The 14007-nt window shown below is 63.8% G+C and carries 13 protein-coding genes; 4 read left to right on the top strand and 9 right to left on the bottom strand.

What is annotated here, in order from left to right:
• The first annotated feature begins 2 nt into the window (after window positions 1-2).
• On the top strand, window positions 3-941 hold the full coding sequence (locus NLY42_RS03075) for a dimethyl sulfoxide reductase anchor subunit family protein (protein WP_023755145.1): 939 nt from the start codon (window positions 3-5) through the stop codon (window positions 939-941).
• 12 nt (window positions 942-953) lie between these two features.
• Here the strand turns inward: NLY42_RS03075 and NLY42_RS03080 are convergent, their stop codons facing one another.
• A complete protein-coding gene (locus NLY42_RS03080; RefSeq protein ID WP_023755146.1) occupies window positions 954-1826 on the bottom strand; it encodes a LysR substrate-binding domain-containing protein in 873 nt (290 codons plus the stop codon).
• 94 nt (window positions 1827-1920) lie between these two features.
• Here NLY42_RS03080 and NLY42_RS03085 point away from each other — a divergent pair, with 94 nt between their 5' ends.
• Window positions 1921-2892, top strand: coding sequence for a quinone oxidoreductase family protein (locus NLY42_RS03085; RefSeq protein WP_023755147.1), 972 nt, complete (start codon window positions 1921-1923; stop codon window positions 2890-2892).
• A gap of 4 nt (window positions 2893-2896) precedes the next feature.
• On the opposite strand, the gene pdeM is transcribed toward NLY42_RS03085, so the two are convergent.
• Both pdeM and NLY42_RS03095 read right to left on the bottom strand, forming a co-directional pair.
• A complete protein-coding gene (gene pdeM, locus NLY42_RS03090; protein WP_023692555.1) occupies window positions 2897-3613 on the bottom strand; it encodes a ligase-associated DNA damage response endonuclease PdeM in 717 nt (238 codons plus the stop codon).
• Window positions 3610-6114 (bottom strand): ligase-associated DNA damage response DEXH box helicase, encoded by a 2505-nt coding sequence (locus tag NLY42_RS03095; RefSeq protein WP_245263566.1) that lies wholly within the window; start codon window positions 6112-6114, stop codon window positions 3610-3612. Before NLY42_RS03095 ends, pdeM begins: the two co-directional genes overlap by 4 nt.
• On the opposite strand from NLY42_RS03095, the gene NLY42_RS03100 reads away from it, so the two are divergent.
• Window positions 6022-6216 carry a hypothetical protein gene (locus NLY42_RS03100; RefSeq protein WP_245259898.1) on the top strand — a complete coding sequence of 65 codons (195 nt, stop codon included), beginning with the start codon at window positions 6022-6024 and terminating at the stop codon, window positions 6214-6216. The genes NLY42_RS03095 and NLY42_RS03100 overlap by 93 nt on opposite strands.
• Window positions 6217-6357: 141 nt before the next feature.
• Here NLY42_RS03100 and NLY42_RS03105 read toward each other — a convergent pair whose 3' ends face one another.
• From NLY42_RS03105 to NLY42_RS03115, 3 genes are all read right to left on the bottom strand, one after another.
• A complete protein-coding gene (locus tag NLY42_RS03105; RefSeq protein ID WP_023755149.1) occupies window positions 6358-7218 on the bottom strand; it encodes a C40 family peptidase in 861 nt (286 codons plus the stop codon).
• A 29-nt stretch (window positions 7219-7247) separates the two neighbouring features.
• A complete protein-coding gene (locus NLY42_RS03110) occupies window positions 7248-7598 on the bottom strand; it encodes a MarR family winged helix-turn-helix transcriptional regulator (RefSeq protein WP_023669596.1) in 351 nt (116 codons plus the stop codon).
• A gap of 62 nt (window positions 7599-7660) precedes the next feature.
• Complete coding sequence (locus NLY42_RS03115; protein ID WP_023755150.1) at window positions 7661-9022, bottom strand: leucyl aminopeptidase family protein; 1362 nt, start codon at window positions 9020-9022, stop codon at window positions 7661-7663.
• Between the two features lie 239 nt (window positions 9023-9261).
• Here NLY42_RS03115 and NLY42_RS03120 point away from each other — a divergent pair, with 239 nt between their 5' ends.
• Complete coding sequence (locus tag NLY42_RS03120) at window positions 9262-10083, top strand: tetratricopeptide repeat protein (RefSeq protein ID WP_023755151.1); 822 nt, start codon at window positions 9262-9264, stop codon at window positions 10081-10083.
• A gap of 114 nt (window positions 10084-10197) precedes the next feature.
• Here the strand turns inward: NLY42_RS03120 and NLY42_RS03125 are convergent, their stop codons facing one another.
• From NLY42_RS03125 to NLY42_RS03135, 3 genes are all read right to left on the bottom strand, one after another.
• Window positions 10198-11214, bottom strand: coding sequence for a type II secretion system F family protein (locus tag NLY42_RS03125; RefSeq protein WP_023696714.1), 1017 nt, complete (start codon window positions 11212-11214; stop codon window positions 10198-10200).
• Window positions 11215-11254: 40 nt separating this feature from the next.
• Window positions 11255-12268 (bottom strand): type II secretion system F family protein, encoded by a 1014-nt coding sequence (locus tag NLY42_RS03130; protein WP_023669592.1) that lies wholly within the window; start codon window positions 12266-12268, stop codon window positions 11255-11257.
• 155 nt (window positions 12269-12423) lie between these two features.
• Window positions 12424-13932 carry a TadA family conjugal transfer-associated ATPase gene (locus NLY42_RS03135; protein WP_023688717.1) on the bottom strand — a complete coding sequence of 503 codons (1509 nt, stop codon included), beginning with the start codon at window positions 13930-13932 and terminating at the stop codon, window positions 12424-12426.
• Between the last annotated feature and the right edge of the window lie 75 nt (window positions 13933-14007).

The following is a 14007-nucleotide window of genomic DNA, read 5'->3' on the forward strand; positions in this document are numbered from 1 at the left end:
CAATGCATCCAGCCTTTTCCGTCGTCTTCTTCACAACTGCCACAGGAGCGGGCTATGGCCTGCTGGCGCTGCTTGGCGTGCTTGGCGGACTGGGTTTTATCCCGGCCCATTTCTGGCTCGGCCTTATCGGCATGGGGCTGTCGCTCGGCCTGATCGCCGCCGGCCTATTGTCCTCGACCGGCCATCTCGGCCGCCCCGAACGTGCATGGCGCGCCTTCTCGCAATGGCGCAGTTCCTGGCTGTCGCGCGAAGGCGTGGCCTCGGTCGCGACCTTCATTCCCGCCGGGCTGTTCGGCATCGGCTGGGTGTTTTTTGGCCGCACCGGAGGCTGGATGGCCATCGCCGGGTTTCTCGCAACTATCGGCGCAATCGTCACCGTCTGCACCACCGGCATGATCTATGCCTCGCTGAAGCCGATCGCGCAGTGGCATAGCCCGTATACGCTGCCGGGCTATCTCATCTTTTCGGCGATGACCGGCAGCGTGCTGTTGAACGCGCTGCTGCAGGCTTTCGCCATCAGCGCGACCGCCGTTGCGGTAGCCGCCCTGCTGCTGACCTTGCTCGGCTGGGGCTGGAAGCTGGCGACGTGGCGATACAATGACGCGCTGGAGATCGCGACCACCGCTAACACGGCGACAGGCCTCGCCGGAGGGACGGTGCGCTCGCTGGAATGGCCGCACACCGAGGAGAACTACCTGCTCAAGGAAATGGGCTTTCGCATCGCCCGCAAGCACGGTGCAAAGCTGCGGCTGATCACGCAGTTGCTGGCTTTCGCCTTGCCTGCCCTGCTGCTGCTTTCTGTCTTATTCGCTTTGCCCTGGCCATTCGCAGCGGTGCTGTCGGTGCTTGCGGCAACCGTCCAGTTCGCCGGCATGCTGGTCGAGCGCTGGCTGTTCTTCGCCGAGGCCAAGCACACCGTCACCCTCTATTACGGCCGGTAGAGCGTCCCGCCGTCAGGCGGCTCGTGGCGCCGCCGGCAAATCCTTAAGCAGGATTTCGATCGCGGCATCGATTACAGCTGTCCTGCGGTCGTGCGCGTAAAGGCCGTATTGGACCGTGAGCGGCTCGGGCAGGCCGGCTGACGTCTTCAGCACCCGCATCGAAGCGGTGCGCACGGATTCGGGCGGAAGCAGTCCAACGCCCAGTCCATTCTCGATGGCGGCCTGAAGGCCGGTGACGCTCTGGCACGACAGGACGATCCGGTGCTCCCGGCCGGCGGCGACCAGCGCCTCGATCATCCGCCTGCGCCAAGGGCAGGTTGCGCCGAAGGCGGCGAGATCGAGTGGCCGGTCATGGTCCAGCACATAGTCCTGGGCGCAGACCCACTGCAGTTCGACGTTCCATGTCGTCACGGCATCGGCCGCGACGACGGATGTCGGGGCAATCATGACATCCAGCGCATCCTCGCTCCACAGCCGTCCCAGCGCGACGCTGTGCTCGACCATCGCGTCGAGGCTGATGTCGGGATAGGTGCGATGCAGCCGCCCAAGCGCGGCCGAAAGCGCGGCCGTGGTGACCTCTTCGGCAAGACCAATACGCACGCCGCCGCCAATGCTAGCCTGCTGCAGACGCGCCACCGCTTCGTCCCCGAGAGCGAGGATGCGGGTCGCGTATCCCAGAAAGAGCTCTCCCGCCGCAGTCGGTACGACACCGCGGCCGGTGCGCTGGAACAAGTGCCGTTGGAGCAGGCCCTCCAGCCGGCGCATCTGCATGCTCATCGCCGATTGGGTCTTGCCGGTCTGCGCGGCGACCCTGCTCAGGCTACCTTGCCGGCAGACCGCGACATAGGTGCGGAGAAGGTCGAGGCCGATCTGCTCAGATATCATTTTGTTTGAACTCTGATGTCATAGGTATCAGTCTACAATGATATCTCGCCACACGCTATCTCACACTCAAGAGAACAGCGCAGGGGAGAAAACCATGAAAGCGATCCGTGTTCACCGCCATGGGGGGCCAGATGTGCTCGCCTACGAAGATGTCGACATCGGCCAGCCCGGACCGGGCGAGGTGCGCGTGCGCAACCGGGCGGTCGGTCTCAACTTCGTCGACATCTATTTTCGCACCGGCGAATACGCGCCGCCCGCTCTGCCATTCATTCCCGGCAATGAAGGCGCCGGCGAAATCGTCGCCGTCGGTGAAGGCGTCAGCGGCTTCGCGCCTGGCGACCGAGTCGCCTATGTTGAGACGCTCGGCGCCTATGCCGAAGAACGCATCGTGCCGGCGCATTTCGTCGTGCATCTGCCCGACGCCATCGATTTCGAGACGGGCGCGGCGATGATGCTGAAGGGGCTGACGGCGCAATATCTGCTGCGCCGCACGTTTCGCGTCGAGGCGGGCCATACCATCCTGGTGCATGCCGCGGCGGGCGGCGTCGGCCTCATCCTGACGCAATGGGCCAAACATCTCGGCGCGACCGTCATCGGCACGGTCGGTTCACCCGAAAAGGCCGAACTTGCGCGCGCCAATGGCTGCGACCATGTCATCGAATACAGCAAAGAGAATTTCGCCGCACGGGTGAAAGAGGTCACCAACGGCGAAGGCTGCCACGTCGTCTATGACGGCGTCGGCAACGCGACCTTCCCCGCCTCACTCGACTGCCTGCGGCCGTTCGGCACCTTCGTCAGCTACGGCACAGCGTCGGGGTCGATCCCGCCATTCGACATCATGCTTTTGATGCAAAAGGGTTCGCTGTTCGCCACCTGGCAGTTGCTGTTCCATCATCTCGCCAGGCGTGAGGACGTCGTCGCCATGAGCGAGGATCTGTTCAGCGTCGTCCTCAGCGGCGCAGTGAAAATCCCGGTGCACACAAGCATGCCGCTTGCCGAAGTGGCGGAGGCGCATCGCCGGCTCGAGGCACGGCAGACGACAGGCGCAACCGTGCTTATACCGTAGAAACTTAGCCCGGCCGCAGCATCGAACCGGAAATGGCGAAGATGCGCGCGGCGCCCATCATATAGGCCATCAACGTCTCGCGGCGGAACAGGCCGGCATAGGCGCGGTCGAGCACGTTGAGCGAGCCGGTATAAGCGCCGAAGGCCGGCATGATCATGCGGCCGCCATCGCCGGCAAAGCAGCGCCGCCGCACCGAGCGGCCCTGCTGGACGATGCGGGCGCAAGGGTGAAGATGGCCGGCAACTTCGCCCTCGGTTCTTATCTTCGACGGCTCGTGGCGGAACAGCAGCGAGCCGATGGCGAGTTCGCGCACCGTCTCGCCGGGCAAATCCGCCGGCGCTTCCGGGTCATGGTTGCCGGCGACCCAGAACCAGTCGCGGCCGGCCATCAATGCTTCCAGCCGATCGCGGAAGGTTTGATGCATGCGCTCGGCGCCGCCGCCGTCGTGGAAGGAGTCGCCCAGGCTGATGACGATGGCCGGCTGGTAGTCCGCGATTACCGCCTGCAGCCGGAGCAGAGTGGCGCCGGTATCGTAGGGCGGGATCAGTGCGCCGCGCCTGGCGAAGGACGAGCCCTTTTCCAGATGCAGGTCGGAGACCGCGAGCAGCCTGAGATCAGGGAAATAGAGCACGCCGCGCGAATCACAGATCGCGCGCTCGCCCGCGATGCCGACAAAGTCGGCCTCGGCGATCAGCGATGCCCGCGCCAGCGAAAAATTCATTCCTCAACCATCCCAGGACCCATGGCTTCCTCGACCAAAGTCGCGGCATCCATCAGCAGCGTTTCGTCGGCCTCGCCGTTCACCGGCATCTTGCCGATTTCGAGCATGATCGGCACGGCCAGCGGCGATATCTGTTCGAGTGCCTTATGCACGATTCGACCCTGGATACGCGAGAGCATGTCGGCAAGTCTGCTGACATCGAGCAGACCGGTCGCCGCGTCGGCGCGCGTCGCCTGCAGCAGGATGTGGTCGGGCTCATGGCTGCGCAGCACGTCATAGATCAGATCGGTCGAGACGGTGACCTGGCGGCCGCTTTTCTCCTGGCCGGGGTGACGTTTCTCGATCAGGCCTGAAATCAGCGCGCAGTTGCGGAAGGTGCGCTTGAGCAGCCAGCTGTCGGCCAGCCAAGCCTCGAGGTCGTCGCCCAGCATGTCCTGGTCGAACAGAGCGCCAAGCGAAGGTTTCCGCGATTTGAACATCGCGCCCATATCGCCCAGCGACCAGATGGCCAATGTGTAGTCGGTGGCGACGAAGCCAAGCGGCCTGGCGCCGGCCCTGTCCAGCCGGCGGGTGAGCAGCATGCCGAGCGTCTGGTGCGCCAGCCTGCCCTCGAAAGGATAAGCGACGAGATAGTGACGGTTGCCGCGCGGAAAGGTCTCGATCAAGAGGTCGTCGCGTTTGGGCAATACCGATTTGTCGGCCTGGTAACGCAGCCAATCCGACACCTGCTCGGGCAGCTTCTTCCAGCGCTGCGGGTCGTCCAGCATGGCGCGCACCTGCTCGGCGAGGTAGGTCGAAAGCGGAAATTTGCCGCCGCCATAATAAGGCACCTTGGCGTCGCTTCCCGGCGCATTCGAGACGAAGCATTCGTTCTCGCGGATGCCTTCGAAGCGCAGGACTTTGCCGGCAAACATGAAGGTGTCGCCATGCGTCAGCGTTTCGAGGAAGGCCTCCTCGATCTTGCCCAGAACCCGGCCGCCGTGCGAAGCCGAGCCTTTGCTGCCGGCCTTGACGTAACGCACATTGAGCGCCGGCACCTCGATGATCGTGCCGACATTCAGCCGGTATTGCTGGGCAACGCGCGGATTGGAGACCCGCCACATGCCGTCCTTGTTGAGGCGGATTCGGGCGTAGCGCTCGTAGTTCTTCAGTGCATAGCCGCCGGTGGCGACGAAATCGATGACGCGGTCGAATGCCGGCCGGTCGAGGCTGGCATAGGGCGCTGCTGTCAGCACTTCCTCGTAGAGATCGTCGGCGCGAAACGGCGCTCCGCAGGCGCAGCCCAGCACATGCTGGGCCAGCACATCGAGCCCGCCATTGACCAGCGGCGGCGTATCCTGGGCGCCCAGATAGTTGGCGTCCAGCGCTGCCCGGCACTCCAGCACTTCGAAACGATTGGCCGGGATCAGGATCGCCTTCGACGGCTCGTCCATGCGGTGATTGGCGCGGCCGATGCGCTGCGCCAGCCGGCTGGCGCCCTTGGGCGCGCCGACATGGACGACCAGATCGACATCGCCCCAATCGATGCCAAGGTCGAGCGTCGAGGTGGCGACGATGGCACGGAGCGCGTTTTCCCCCATCGCCTTCTCGACGCGTCGGCGCTGGGCGACATCGAGCGAGCCGTGATGCAGCGCGATCGGCAAGGTATCCTCGTTGACCCGCCACAATTCCTGAAACAGCAGCTCGGCCTGGCTGCGGGTGTTGACGAACAGCAGGGTGGTCTTGTGGCGCTTGATCTCGCGATAGATTTCCGGCGTCGCATAGCGCGCCGAATGGCCGGCCCATGGCACGCGCTCTTCCGAATCGAGGATCGAGATTTCGGGCTTCGCGCCGCCGGTTACGACGATGAGTTCAGACATATCGGGACTTGCCAGGCCTTTGGGCGGATTCTGGCTCACCAGCCAGCGCCGCAACTCGTCGGGGTCGGCCACCGTTGCCGACAGACCGATCGTCTGCAGGCCGGGCACGATGCTGCGCAGCCGCGCCAGCCCGAGCGCCAGCAGATGGCCGCGTTTCGATGTCACCAGCGAATGCAACTCGTCGAGCACGACATAGCGCAGATCCTCGAAGAAGCGCCCGGCATCGCCGGCCGCAATCAGCAGCGCCAATTGCTCGGGCGTGGTGAGCAAGATATCGGGCGGCGCCAGCTTCTGGCGCTGCCGCTTGTGGGAAGGCGTGTCGCCGGTGCGCGTCTCGATGGTGACGGGCAGGCCGATCTCCTCCACCGGCTTGCCGAGATTGCGCTCGATGTCGACGGCCAGCGCCTTCAGCGGCGATATGTAGAGCGTATGGATGCCGCGCCGCGCCATACCGGCTTTGCGTCTGGGGCGGTTGGCCAGTTCGGTCAGCGACGGCAGGAAGCCGGCCAGCGTCTTGCCGGCGCCGGTCGGTGCGATCAAGAGCACCGATTGCCCGGCTTGAGCCTTCGCCAGCAGCTCGATCTGGTGAGCGCGCGGCGACCAGCCTTTTTCGCCGAACCATCTGATGAATGGTTCGGGCAGAAGGACGGCGGCATTCTGTTTGGCAAGGCGCGGCTGCTCGGTCACGCGAAAGAGGTAGCGCGATGGCGCGCGATCGCCAAGGAAAATCGGAACAAAAGGTGATCGGGTGAGCTATCCCTCGCCGCGTTTACGGGGAGAGGATGCCGGCAGGCAGGTGAGGCGCAGCGCGACCTTTCAGTCGCTGTCGTCGCCCCTCATCCGCCCTTCGGGCACCTTTCCCCGTGAACGGGCGAGGAAGAGGCGCTAGGGCCGCCGAAACCCAGTCGGCCCGCCATAGAGATACCCAATCCGATCAACCGCATCCTTCAGCCCTTCGCGCGAGACCAGCATGGTGTGGCCGTTGGCGTGGATCATTGTCTCGGCGTCGGTCATAACGGCGACATGCCCCTTCCAGAACACGAGGTCACCGCGTTTTAGCCCGGCATAATCGGATCCCGGATCGAGCGGCTCGCCCAGGCCTGCCGCCTGCATGTCGGAATCTCGAAGCACATTGCGGCCGGCCATGCGCATGGCCAGTTGCACGAGGCCAGAACAGTCGATGCCGAAGCCGGAGGTGCCGCCCCAGAGATAGGGCGTGCCGATAAACATCTCGGCGACCGAGACATAGTCGGCGGCGATATCGCTGACCGGGCGCACATGGCCGGCGATCAGCGCCTCGCCGGAAGGCAACAGCGCATAGTGCGTGCCGCGCGTTTCGGCAGCGCCCCTCACCGTCACCGTCGAGCCCATCGACAATTGCCCGCTGATCGGAAAGCGCAGATCCGGGCCTGGATAGAGAAAAGTGCGCGGCGCCGTGACGATGTGGGTTGGCGCATGCTCGCGTGCGCCCAGCATGGTGGCGCCGACGTAGCCGACATAGCCGTCGCGTTCGGCCTGGACCCAGGCCCAGCCTTCGGCTTCCTCGAAGACAAGCACATCGTCGCCGAACAGTACCTGCGTGTTGACGCCGGCATCCGAGCGCGGTGCCTTGCGCACGTCAGCCACGGAGGCCGTGATCCGAGCCCGACGGCCGGTGACGAAGCGATCGGCCGAAACCTCCCCTTTCAGCCTTGCATCGGCGAGGTCGGAACGGAAGGCGTGGAGGCGGGCATCCCTGGCAGTCAAATCGGTACTCGTTCTAATTCATGGATTGATCAGATGGGCAGTTCATGAGCCCTGGCAACGATACCATCCCCGAAGCGCTCGACAAAGAGCGCGCCTTCGACCGTGCGCCGGATCAGCACATTGCGCTTGTCGAGCTCGTCGCGATGGCGTGACACCAGTTTCAGCGCACCCATCGTGTCGAGGGCGCGGGTGATAACCGGCTTGGTAACATTGAGGCGGGCGGCTAGACCGCGCACCGTGTGCGGCGGCGGGTCGAGATAGATGGTGAACAGGATCGCCGTCTGGCGCATGGTGAGATCTGGCGCGCCGGCGCGCACCTGCGACAGCATCACCTGCTGCCACAGCCGCATCGCCTGGCTCGGACGCATCGAAATCGACATCGCCCGAGCATGACGGCAAATTGTTTCGGTTCCGTTTCAGTTTTGGTGGCCGTCTCAGGGCGTCAGGCATAGCGCCTCGAAATGACCCGCTCCAGTGCACGGATGCCTTGCGCCTCGCCGCCGGCGGGTCCGTAGGGGCGATCGGACGGGTTCCAGGCGAAGATGTCGAAGTGCGCCCAGCCCGTTGTCCGTTCGACAAAGCGCTTGAGGAAAAGCGCCGCGGTGACCGAGCCGGCGAAACCGTCCGTGGTGACGTTGTTGATGTCGGCGATCTTCGACGCCAGCCTGCCGTCATAGGGCCGCCACAACGGCATGCGCCACAACGGATCCTCGACGGCCACCGAGGCCGCAGCCAGTTCGGACGCCAGCGCTTCGTCGCCAGTGTAGAAAGGCGGCAGATCGGGACCGAGCGCGACACGCGCTGCCCCGGTCAGCGTCGCCATGTCGATCAGCAGTTCCGGCTCCTCGTCATCGGCCAGCGCCAGCGCATCGGCCAGCACCAGCCGCCCTTCGGCGTCGGTGTTGCCGATCTCGACGGTGAGGCCCTTGCGGCTGGTCAGTACATCTCCAGGCCGGAAGGCGTTGCCGGCAATCGAATTCTCGACCGCCGGGATCAGGACGCGCAGCCGGATCTTCAGCCCGGCAGCCATGATCATCGAGGCCAGGCCCAGCACATTGGCGGCGCCGCCCATATCCTTCTTCATCAAGAGCATGCCCGACGACGGTTTGATGTCGAGGCCGCCAGTGTCGAAACAGACACCCTTGCCGACCAGCGTCACCTTCGGCGCGCCTTCCGGTCCCCAAACCATGTCGATCAGTCGCGGCGCTCCGACCGAGGCCCGGCCGACCGCATGGATCATCGGGAAATTCTGCTTCAGGAGATCATCCCCCTTGATCACCGACACCTCGGCCTTGTGAGTGGCCGCCAGGGTCCGCACGGCCTTCTCCAACTCGTCCGGTCCCATGTCGCTGGTCGGCGTGTTGACGAGGTCGCGCGCCAGGAAGACGCCGTCGGCGATTCGCCGGACATGACCCGCATCCGCGCCGGGCGGCAGCGCGAAACGCAACGCCTTGCCTGATTTCTTGCCGTAGCGAGTGAAGACGTAACCGCCGAGCACCAAGGCTATGGCCGCGAGTTCCGGCTCGGCTGGAGCGGCGGCAAAATGCCAGTCGCCTTCCGGCAAGGCTCTCGCCAGCATGCCGACGGCCAGCGCCCCCTCGCCATCACCGACGCCGAACAAAGCGCCGGCAAGGGAACCGTTGTCGCCGGGCAGGGCCAGCGTCCTGCCGGCTTCGCCGGAAAAGCCGTTGGCGGCCGCCCATGCGGTCGTGGAAGGCGAAAGCGCCAAAGCCTCCAGTCCATCCCTCGCGACCAGATGGACCGGCAAGGCAGTGCTTAGTGTCTCGATGAGTTCGACAGGCATTCGATGGTCTCCGGGAGGCTTGCAGGCCGTCCTCAGTCAAGTGACAGGGACGTCGGATGATTTCAACATCTATGCACAGAGGCCGGACATTGGACATGCCAGGCCAAAGGCTTCCGGCGGGCCGTTCACCGATCCGACGGCTCGCTTTTTAACTGTCCGTTAGGGTTAACAGAATATTTCTGCGGGGATGAAGATGGCCACGTGAATGGCCACGCGCAGGAATGGAGAGCCCCGTGCCGATGCCCACCAACCGCAGGATGAACGTCACGGGCAAACGGTTGGTCACCACGGCACTGCTGATGGCGCTGGCGGCCGGTGTTGCCGGGTGCGGAACCAGCAAGCTCACGACCGGCTCGATCGGGCGCACCAGCGGCAAACCGCTGGAAACCATGTCGGCCAGCGAGTTGCACGGGGCGACCGGGCGGCTGGGCGAATCCTACGCAAAGAACCCCAACGACAAGCGGCTGGCGACAAATTTTGCGGCGGCGCTCCAGATGGACGGCGATGCCGACCAGTCGCTTGCCGTGATGCGCAAGCTGGCGATCGCCTACCCCAAGGACCGCGACGTGCTTGCCGCCTACGGCAAGGCGCTGGCCGCCAACGGCCAGTTCGAGCCGGCGCTCGACGCCGTGCGCCGGGCGCAGACACCGGAATATCCGGACTGGCGGCTGATGTCCGCCGAGGCCGCCATTCTCGACCAGCTCGGGCAGAAGGATGAAGCGCGCCAGAACTACCGCAAGGCGCTGGACCTCAAGCCGAACGAACCCTCGATCCTTTCCAATCTCGGCATGTCCTATGTGCTGGAAGGCGATCTGCGCACCGCCGAGACCTATATGCGCTCGGCAGCCCGGCAACCGAATGCCGACAGCCGGGTGCGCCAGAACCTTGCGCTGGTCGTGGGACTGCAGGGCCGCTTCGACGAGGCCGAGAAGATCGCGTCGCAGGAGCTTTCACCCGAACAGGCGCAAGCCAATGTAGCCTATCTTCGCCAGATGCTTGCCCAGCAGAACGCCTGGAGTCAGCTCAAGGATCAGGACAAGGCAAAGCCGGCGACCAACTGAGCGCCGCATGGGCGCCGGCTCCGCACAGCGCAAATCCGTCCACGCATCAACGCTGAAAACCAAGAGCCGCACTGCATTGGCAGTGCGGCTCTTTTGTACGGCTGCAACCGAGGCCTACTGGCTTGAGGAATTGTGCTGGTCGCCGAAGATGCCGCGCTGACTGACCTGAATGCCGGCTGGGCCTAGAATGATGGCGAACAAAACCGGCAGGAAGAACAGGATCATCGGCACGGTAAGCTTCGGCGGCAGGGCGGCGGCCTTCTTCTCGGCGGCATTCATGCGCATGTCACGGCTTTCCGAGGCCAGCACGCGCAATGCGTGCGCCACGGGTGTGCCGTAGCGTTCGGCCTGGACCAGCGCCTGGGACACTGACTTCACCGACTCCAGGCCGGTACGAGCCGAGAGGTTTTCATAAGCCTGCTTGCGCTCCTGCAGATAAGAGAGTTCGGCGTTGGTCAGCACGAATTCCTCCGCCAGCGCCACCGACTGCGAACCGATCTCCTCGGAGACCTTGCGCAAGGCGGCCTCGACCGACATGCCCGATTCGACGCAGATCAGCATCAGGTCGAGCGCATCCGGCCACGCCGCCTGGATCGACTGCTTGCGCTTGGCGGCACGATTGTTGACGTAAAGGATTGGCGCGTAGAAACCGGCGTAGGCGACAAGGATGCAGACGAACAGTTTCACGAAGGCCGGCCGGTCAGGCAGTCCGCCGAGCACGAACAGATAGATCGCTGCCAGCGCGAAACCGACAAAAGGCAGGATCAGGCGGAAGAACAGGAAGCGGGTCAGCGGGTTCTGGCCACGAAAGCCCGCCACCTTGAGCTTCTGCAACGTGCCTTCATCGGCCAACGCACGCCGCAGGTCCAGCCTGTCGACGATGTTGCGCATGCCGATCGACTGCTCTTCGCGCAGCCCCTTGCGGCGACGATCGGCTTCATTGGCAAGCCGCGCGCGCTGCTTGGCGCGCAATTCGTCACGCTCCAGCGCCACCGATCTCATGCGAGTCTTGAGCTGATTGCCACCAAGGGCCGGCAGCACCGTGAAGACGGTCGCGAACACCGCAATGCCAACCAGCAACGCTATCAGGAAGGCAGGATCGGTCAGCGATTTTACGACTTGGTCGGTCATTCGTTTTCAGTCTTTTCGTTTCGAGCTTTCCAAGGTCGGCCTAAACTTCAAAGTTCATCATCTTGCGCATCACCAGAATGCCGATCGACATCCAGACGCCGGAACAGCCGAGGATCAGATTGCCGGTGCTGGTGGTGAACAGCGGCATGATGTAGTTCGGGCTCGACAGATAGACGAGAAGGGCGACGACAAAAGGCAGCGCGCCGATGATGACGGCCGACGCCTTGGCTTCCATGGAAAGCGCCTGGACCTTGGCCTTCATCTTCTTGCGATCGCGAAGCACGCGCGACAGGTTGCCAAGCGCCTCGGAGAGATTACCGCCGGCCTGTGACTGGATCTGGATAACGATGCCGAAGAAGCTTGCCTCGCTGCACGGCATGGTTTCAGCCATGCGCAAGGTGGCATCGGGGATGGACATGCCAATCTGCTGTGAATCGACGATCCGGCGGAACTCGGTCTTGACCGGCTCCGGCGATTCACTGGCGATCAGGCGAATGGCGTCGTTGAGCGGCAGGCCGGATTTGACGGCGCGCACGATGATGTCGAGGGCGTTGGGAAATTCGTTGAGGAACGCCTTGACCCGGCGCGCGCGGCGAAACGAGACGAACCAGCGCGGCAGGCCGAGCGCCCCCGCCAGCAGCGCGCCCGGCAGGACCAGAAGCGGCGCGCCGGCGAGATAGGCAAGCACCGTCAGCGCGATGCCGCAAATGACGGAGTAGATATAGAAACGCTCGATCGAGACCTGCATGCCGGCCTGACGAATCTGGGCCTTTAACGGCGGCTTCTTGACGGCGAGTTCGTTGGTTTTCTGCTTTTCGTCGAGCTGTTTCAGCGTGTCCTGGACAGATTTACGCCGCTTGACCGCCTCCGCGACACGGTCGCGCGAAGCCTTGACGACCGAACGATCGGTCTCGGCGGCCTTGATCGTCTCGAGCCGCTTGCCGGCCTGCTTCTCGTTGCTCATCTTGGTGAACAGGAAGGCATAGGCGACCGCACCGGCGCTGAAGCCGGCGAGCACGATGAACGCCAGTACGGTGGTGTCAATTCCGAACATCGACCTCGGTCCCCAGCGCATATCGCCGTTTCAAGGAAACGGCGATATGCGCTATCGCTTTGTTTTGACGCAATTCCCAAGGGAAAGCGCTACGCGCTTTTCCCGGGAAAACCGCTTCACACTTTTCCTGGAATTGCTTCCAACCTCGATATGCGTCAGTCAGCGCGTTTCTCCATCGATTCCAGCGCATTGGCGAGGCGCTGTTCCTCGCCATAGTAGCGGGCGCGATCCCAGAAATGCGGACGGCCGATGCCGGTCGACACGTGCTCGCCAAGCAGCCTTCCATTCGAGTCCTCGCCCTTGATGTTGTAGAGCACAATATCCTGCGTGATGATGACGTCGCCTTCCATGCCGATCACCTCGGTGATGTGGGTGATGCGGCGCGAGCCGTCGCGAAGGCGTGCTGCCTGGATGATGACATCGATGGAGCCGACGACGATTTCACGCACGGTCTTCTGCGGCAGCGAATAGCCGCCCATGGCGATCATCGATTCGATACGGTTCAGGCATTCGCGCGGGCTGTTGGAGTGGATCGTTCCCATCGACCCGTCATGGCCGGTGTTCATCGCCTGCAGCAGGTCGAAAACCTCCGGTCCGCGCACTTCGCCGACGATGATGCGTTCGGGCCGCATGCGCAGGCAGTTCTTGACCAGGTCGCGCATGGTCACCTCGCCTTCGCCCTCGAGATTGGGCGGGCGGGTTTCGAGACGCACCACGTGCGGCTGCTGCAGTTGCAGTTCGGCCGAGTCCTCGCAGGTGATGACGCGTTCCTCGCGGTCGATATAGTTGGTCAGGCAGTTGAGCAGCGTCGTCTTGCCAGAGCCGGTACCGCCGGAGATGACGATGTTGCAGCGGACGCGGCCGATGATCTTGAGGATCTCGGCGCCCTGCGGCGAGATGGCGCCGAACTTGACCAGCTGATCGAGCGTCAGCTTGTCCTTCTTGAACTTGCGGATGGTGAGCGCGGTGCCGTCGATGGAGAGCGGCGGGGCGATGACGTTGACGCGGGAGCCGTCGGGTAAGCGGGCGTCGCAGATCGGACTCGATTCGTCGACGCGGCGGCCAACCTGGCTGACGATGCGCTGGCAGATGTTGAGCAGTTGCTGATTGTCGCGGAAGCGGATGCCGGTCTGTTCGACCTTGCCATTGACTTCGATGTAGACGTTCTTGGAGCCGTTGACCATGATGTCGGCGATATCGTCGCGGGCGAGCAGCGGCTCCAGCGGGCCGTAGCCCAGCACATCGTTGCAGATGTCCTCGAGCAACTCTTCCTGCTCGGCGATCGACATTGCGAAATTTTTGATGGCGATGATGTCGTTGACGATATCCCGGATTTCCTCGCGCGCGCTCTCAGGGTCGAGCTTGGCGAGTTGCGACAGGTCAATGGTGTCGATGAGCGCGGAGAAGACCTGGCTCTTGGTGTCGTAGTAGGTTTCACTTTTTTCGCGCTGGATCTTTTTTGGCGGCTCCGGCGCCATCGACGGCGCCTCAACGGCACGGCGAGTTGGCGGGGTTCCCGGCGCTCCAGGCGGCGCTGCCGCGGGCCGGGCAAGTACCGCCATGTCCGCAGGCGTTGCAGTGGCCGGCGCCGCTGGCGCCGGTGCTGGCTGACGGAACTCCGGGGTGAACCGGCCGCCGTCGTCGGAGCCTCTTTTACCAAACATGATCGACTACCAATTCCGTCCAGAACATGATGCCGAAGCGGTTTTCGAACGACATCATGCTCTACTTCTTGATTT

This window comes from Mesorhizobium sp. C372A, assembly GCF_030323245.1.
Classification (GTDB): domain Bacteria; phylum Pseudomonadota; class Alphaproteobacteria; order Rhizobiales; family Rhizobiaceae; genus Mesorhizobium.

Excerpts from the sequence above, each read along its gene's own strand:
- NLY42_RS03085 (WP_023755147.1), top strand. The coding sequence starts at position 1,921 with ATGAAAGCGATCCGTGTTCACCGCCATGGGGGGCCAGATGTGCTCGCC.
- NLY42_RS03115 (WP_023755150.1), bottom strand. The coding sequence starts at position 9,022 with ATGCCTGTCGAACTCATCGAGACACTAAGCACTGCCTTGCCGGTCCAT.
- NLY42_RS03120 (WP_023755151.1), top strand. The coding sequence starts at position 9,262 with ATGCCCACCAACCGCAGGATGAACGTCACGGGCAAACGGTTGGTCACC.
- NLY42_RS03080 (WP_023755146.1), bottom strand. The coding sequence starts at position 1,826 with ATGATATCTGAGCAGATCGGCCTCGACCTTCTCCGCACCTATGTCGCG.
- pdeM (WP_023692555.1), bottom strand. The coding sequence starts at position 3,613 with ATGAATTTTTCGCTGGCGCGGGCATCGCTGATCGCCGAGGCCGACTTT.
- NLY42_RS03075 (WP_023755145.1), top strand. The coding sequence starts at position 3 with ATGCATCCAGCCTTTTCCGTCGTCTTCTTCACAACTGCCACAGGAGCG.
- NLY42_RS03135 (WP_023688717.1), bottom strand. The coding sequence starts at position 13,932 with ATGTTTGGTAAAAGAGGCTCCGACGACGGCGGCCGGTTCACCCCGGAG.
- NLY42_RS03130 (WP_023669592.1), bottom strand. The coding sequence starts at position 12,268 with ATGTTCGGAATTGACACCACCGTACTGGCGTTCATCGTGCTCGCCGGC.
- NLY42_RS03125 (WP_023696714.1), bottom strand. The coding sequence starts at position 11,214 with ATGACCGACCAAGTCGTAAAATCGCTGACCGATCCTGCCTTCCTGATA.
- NLY42_RS03110 (WP_023669596.1), bottom strand. The coding sequence starts at position 7,598 with ATGTCGATTTCGATGCGTCCGAGCCAGGCGATGCGGCTGTGGCAGCAG.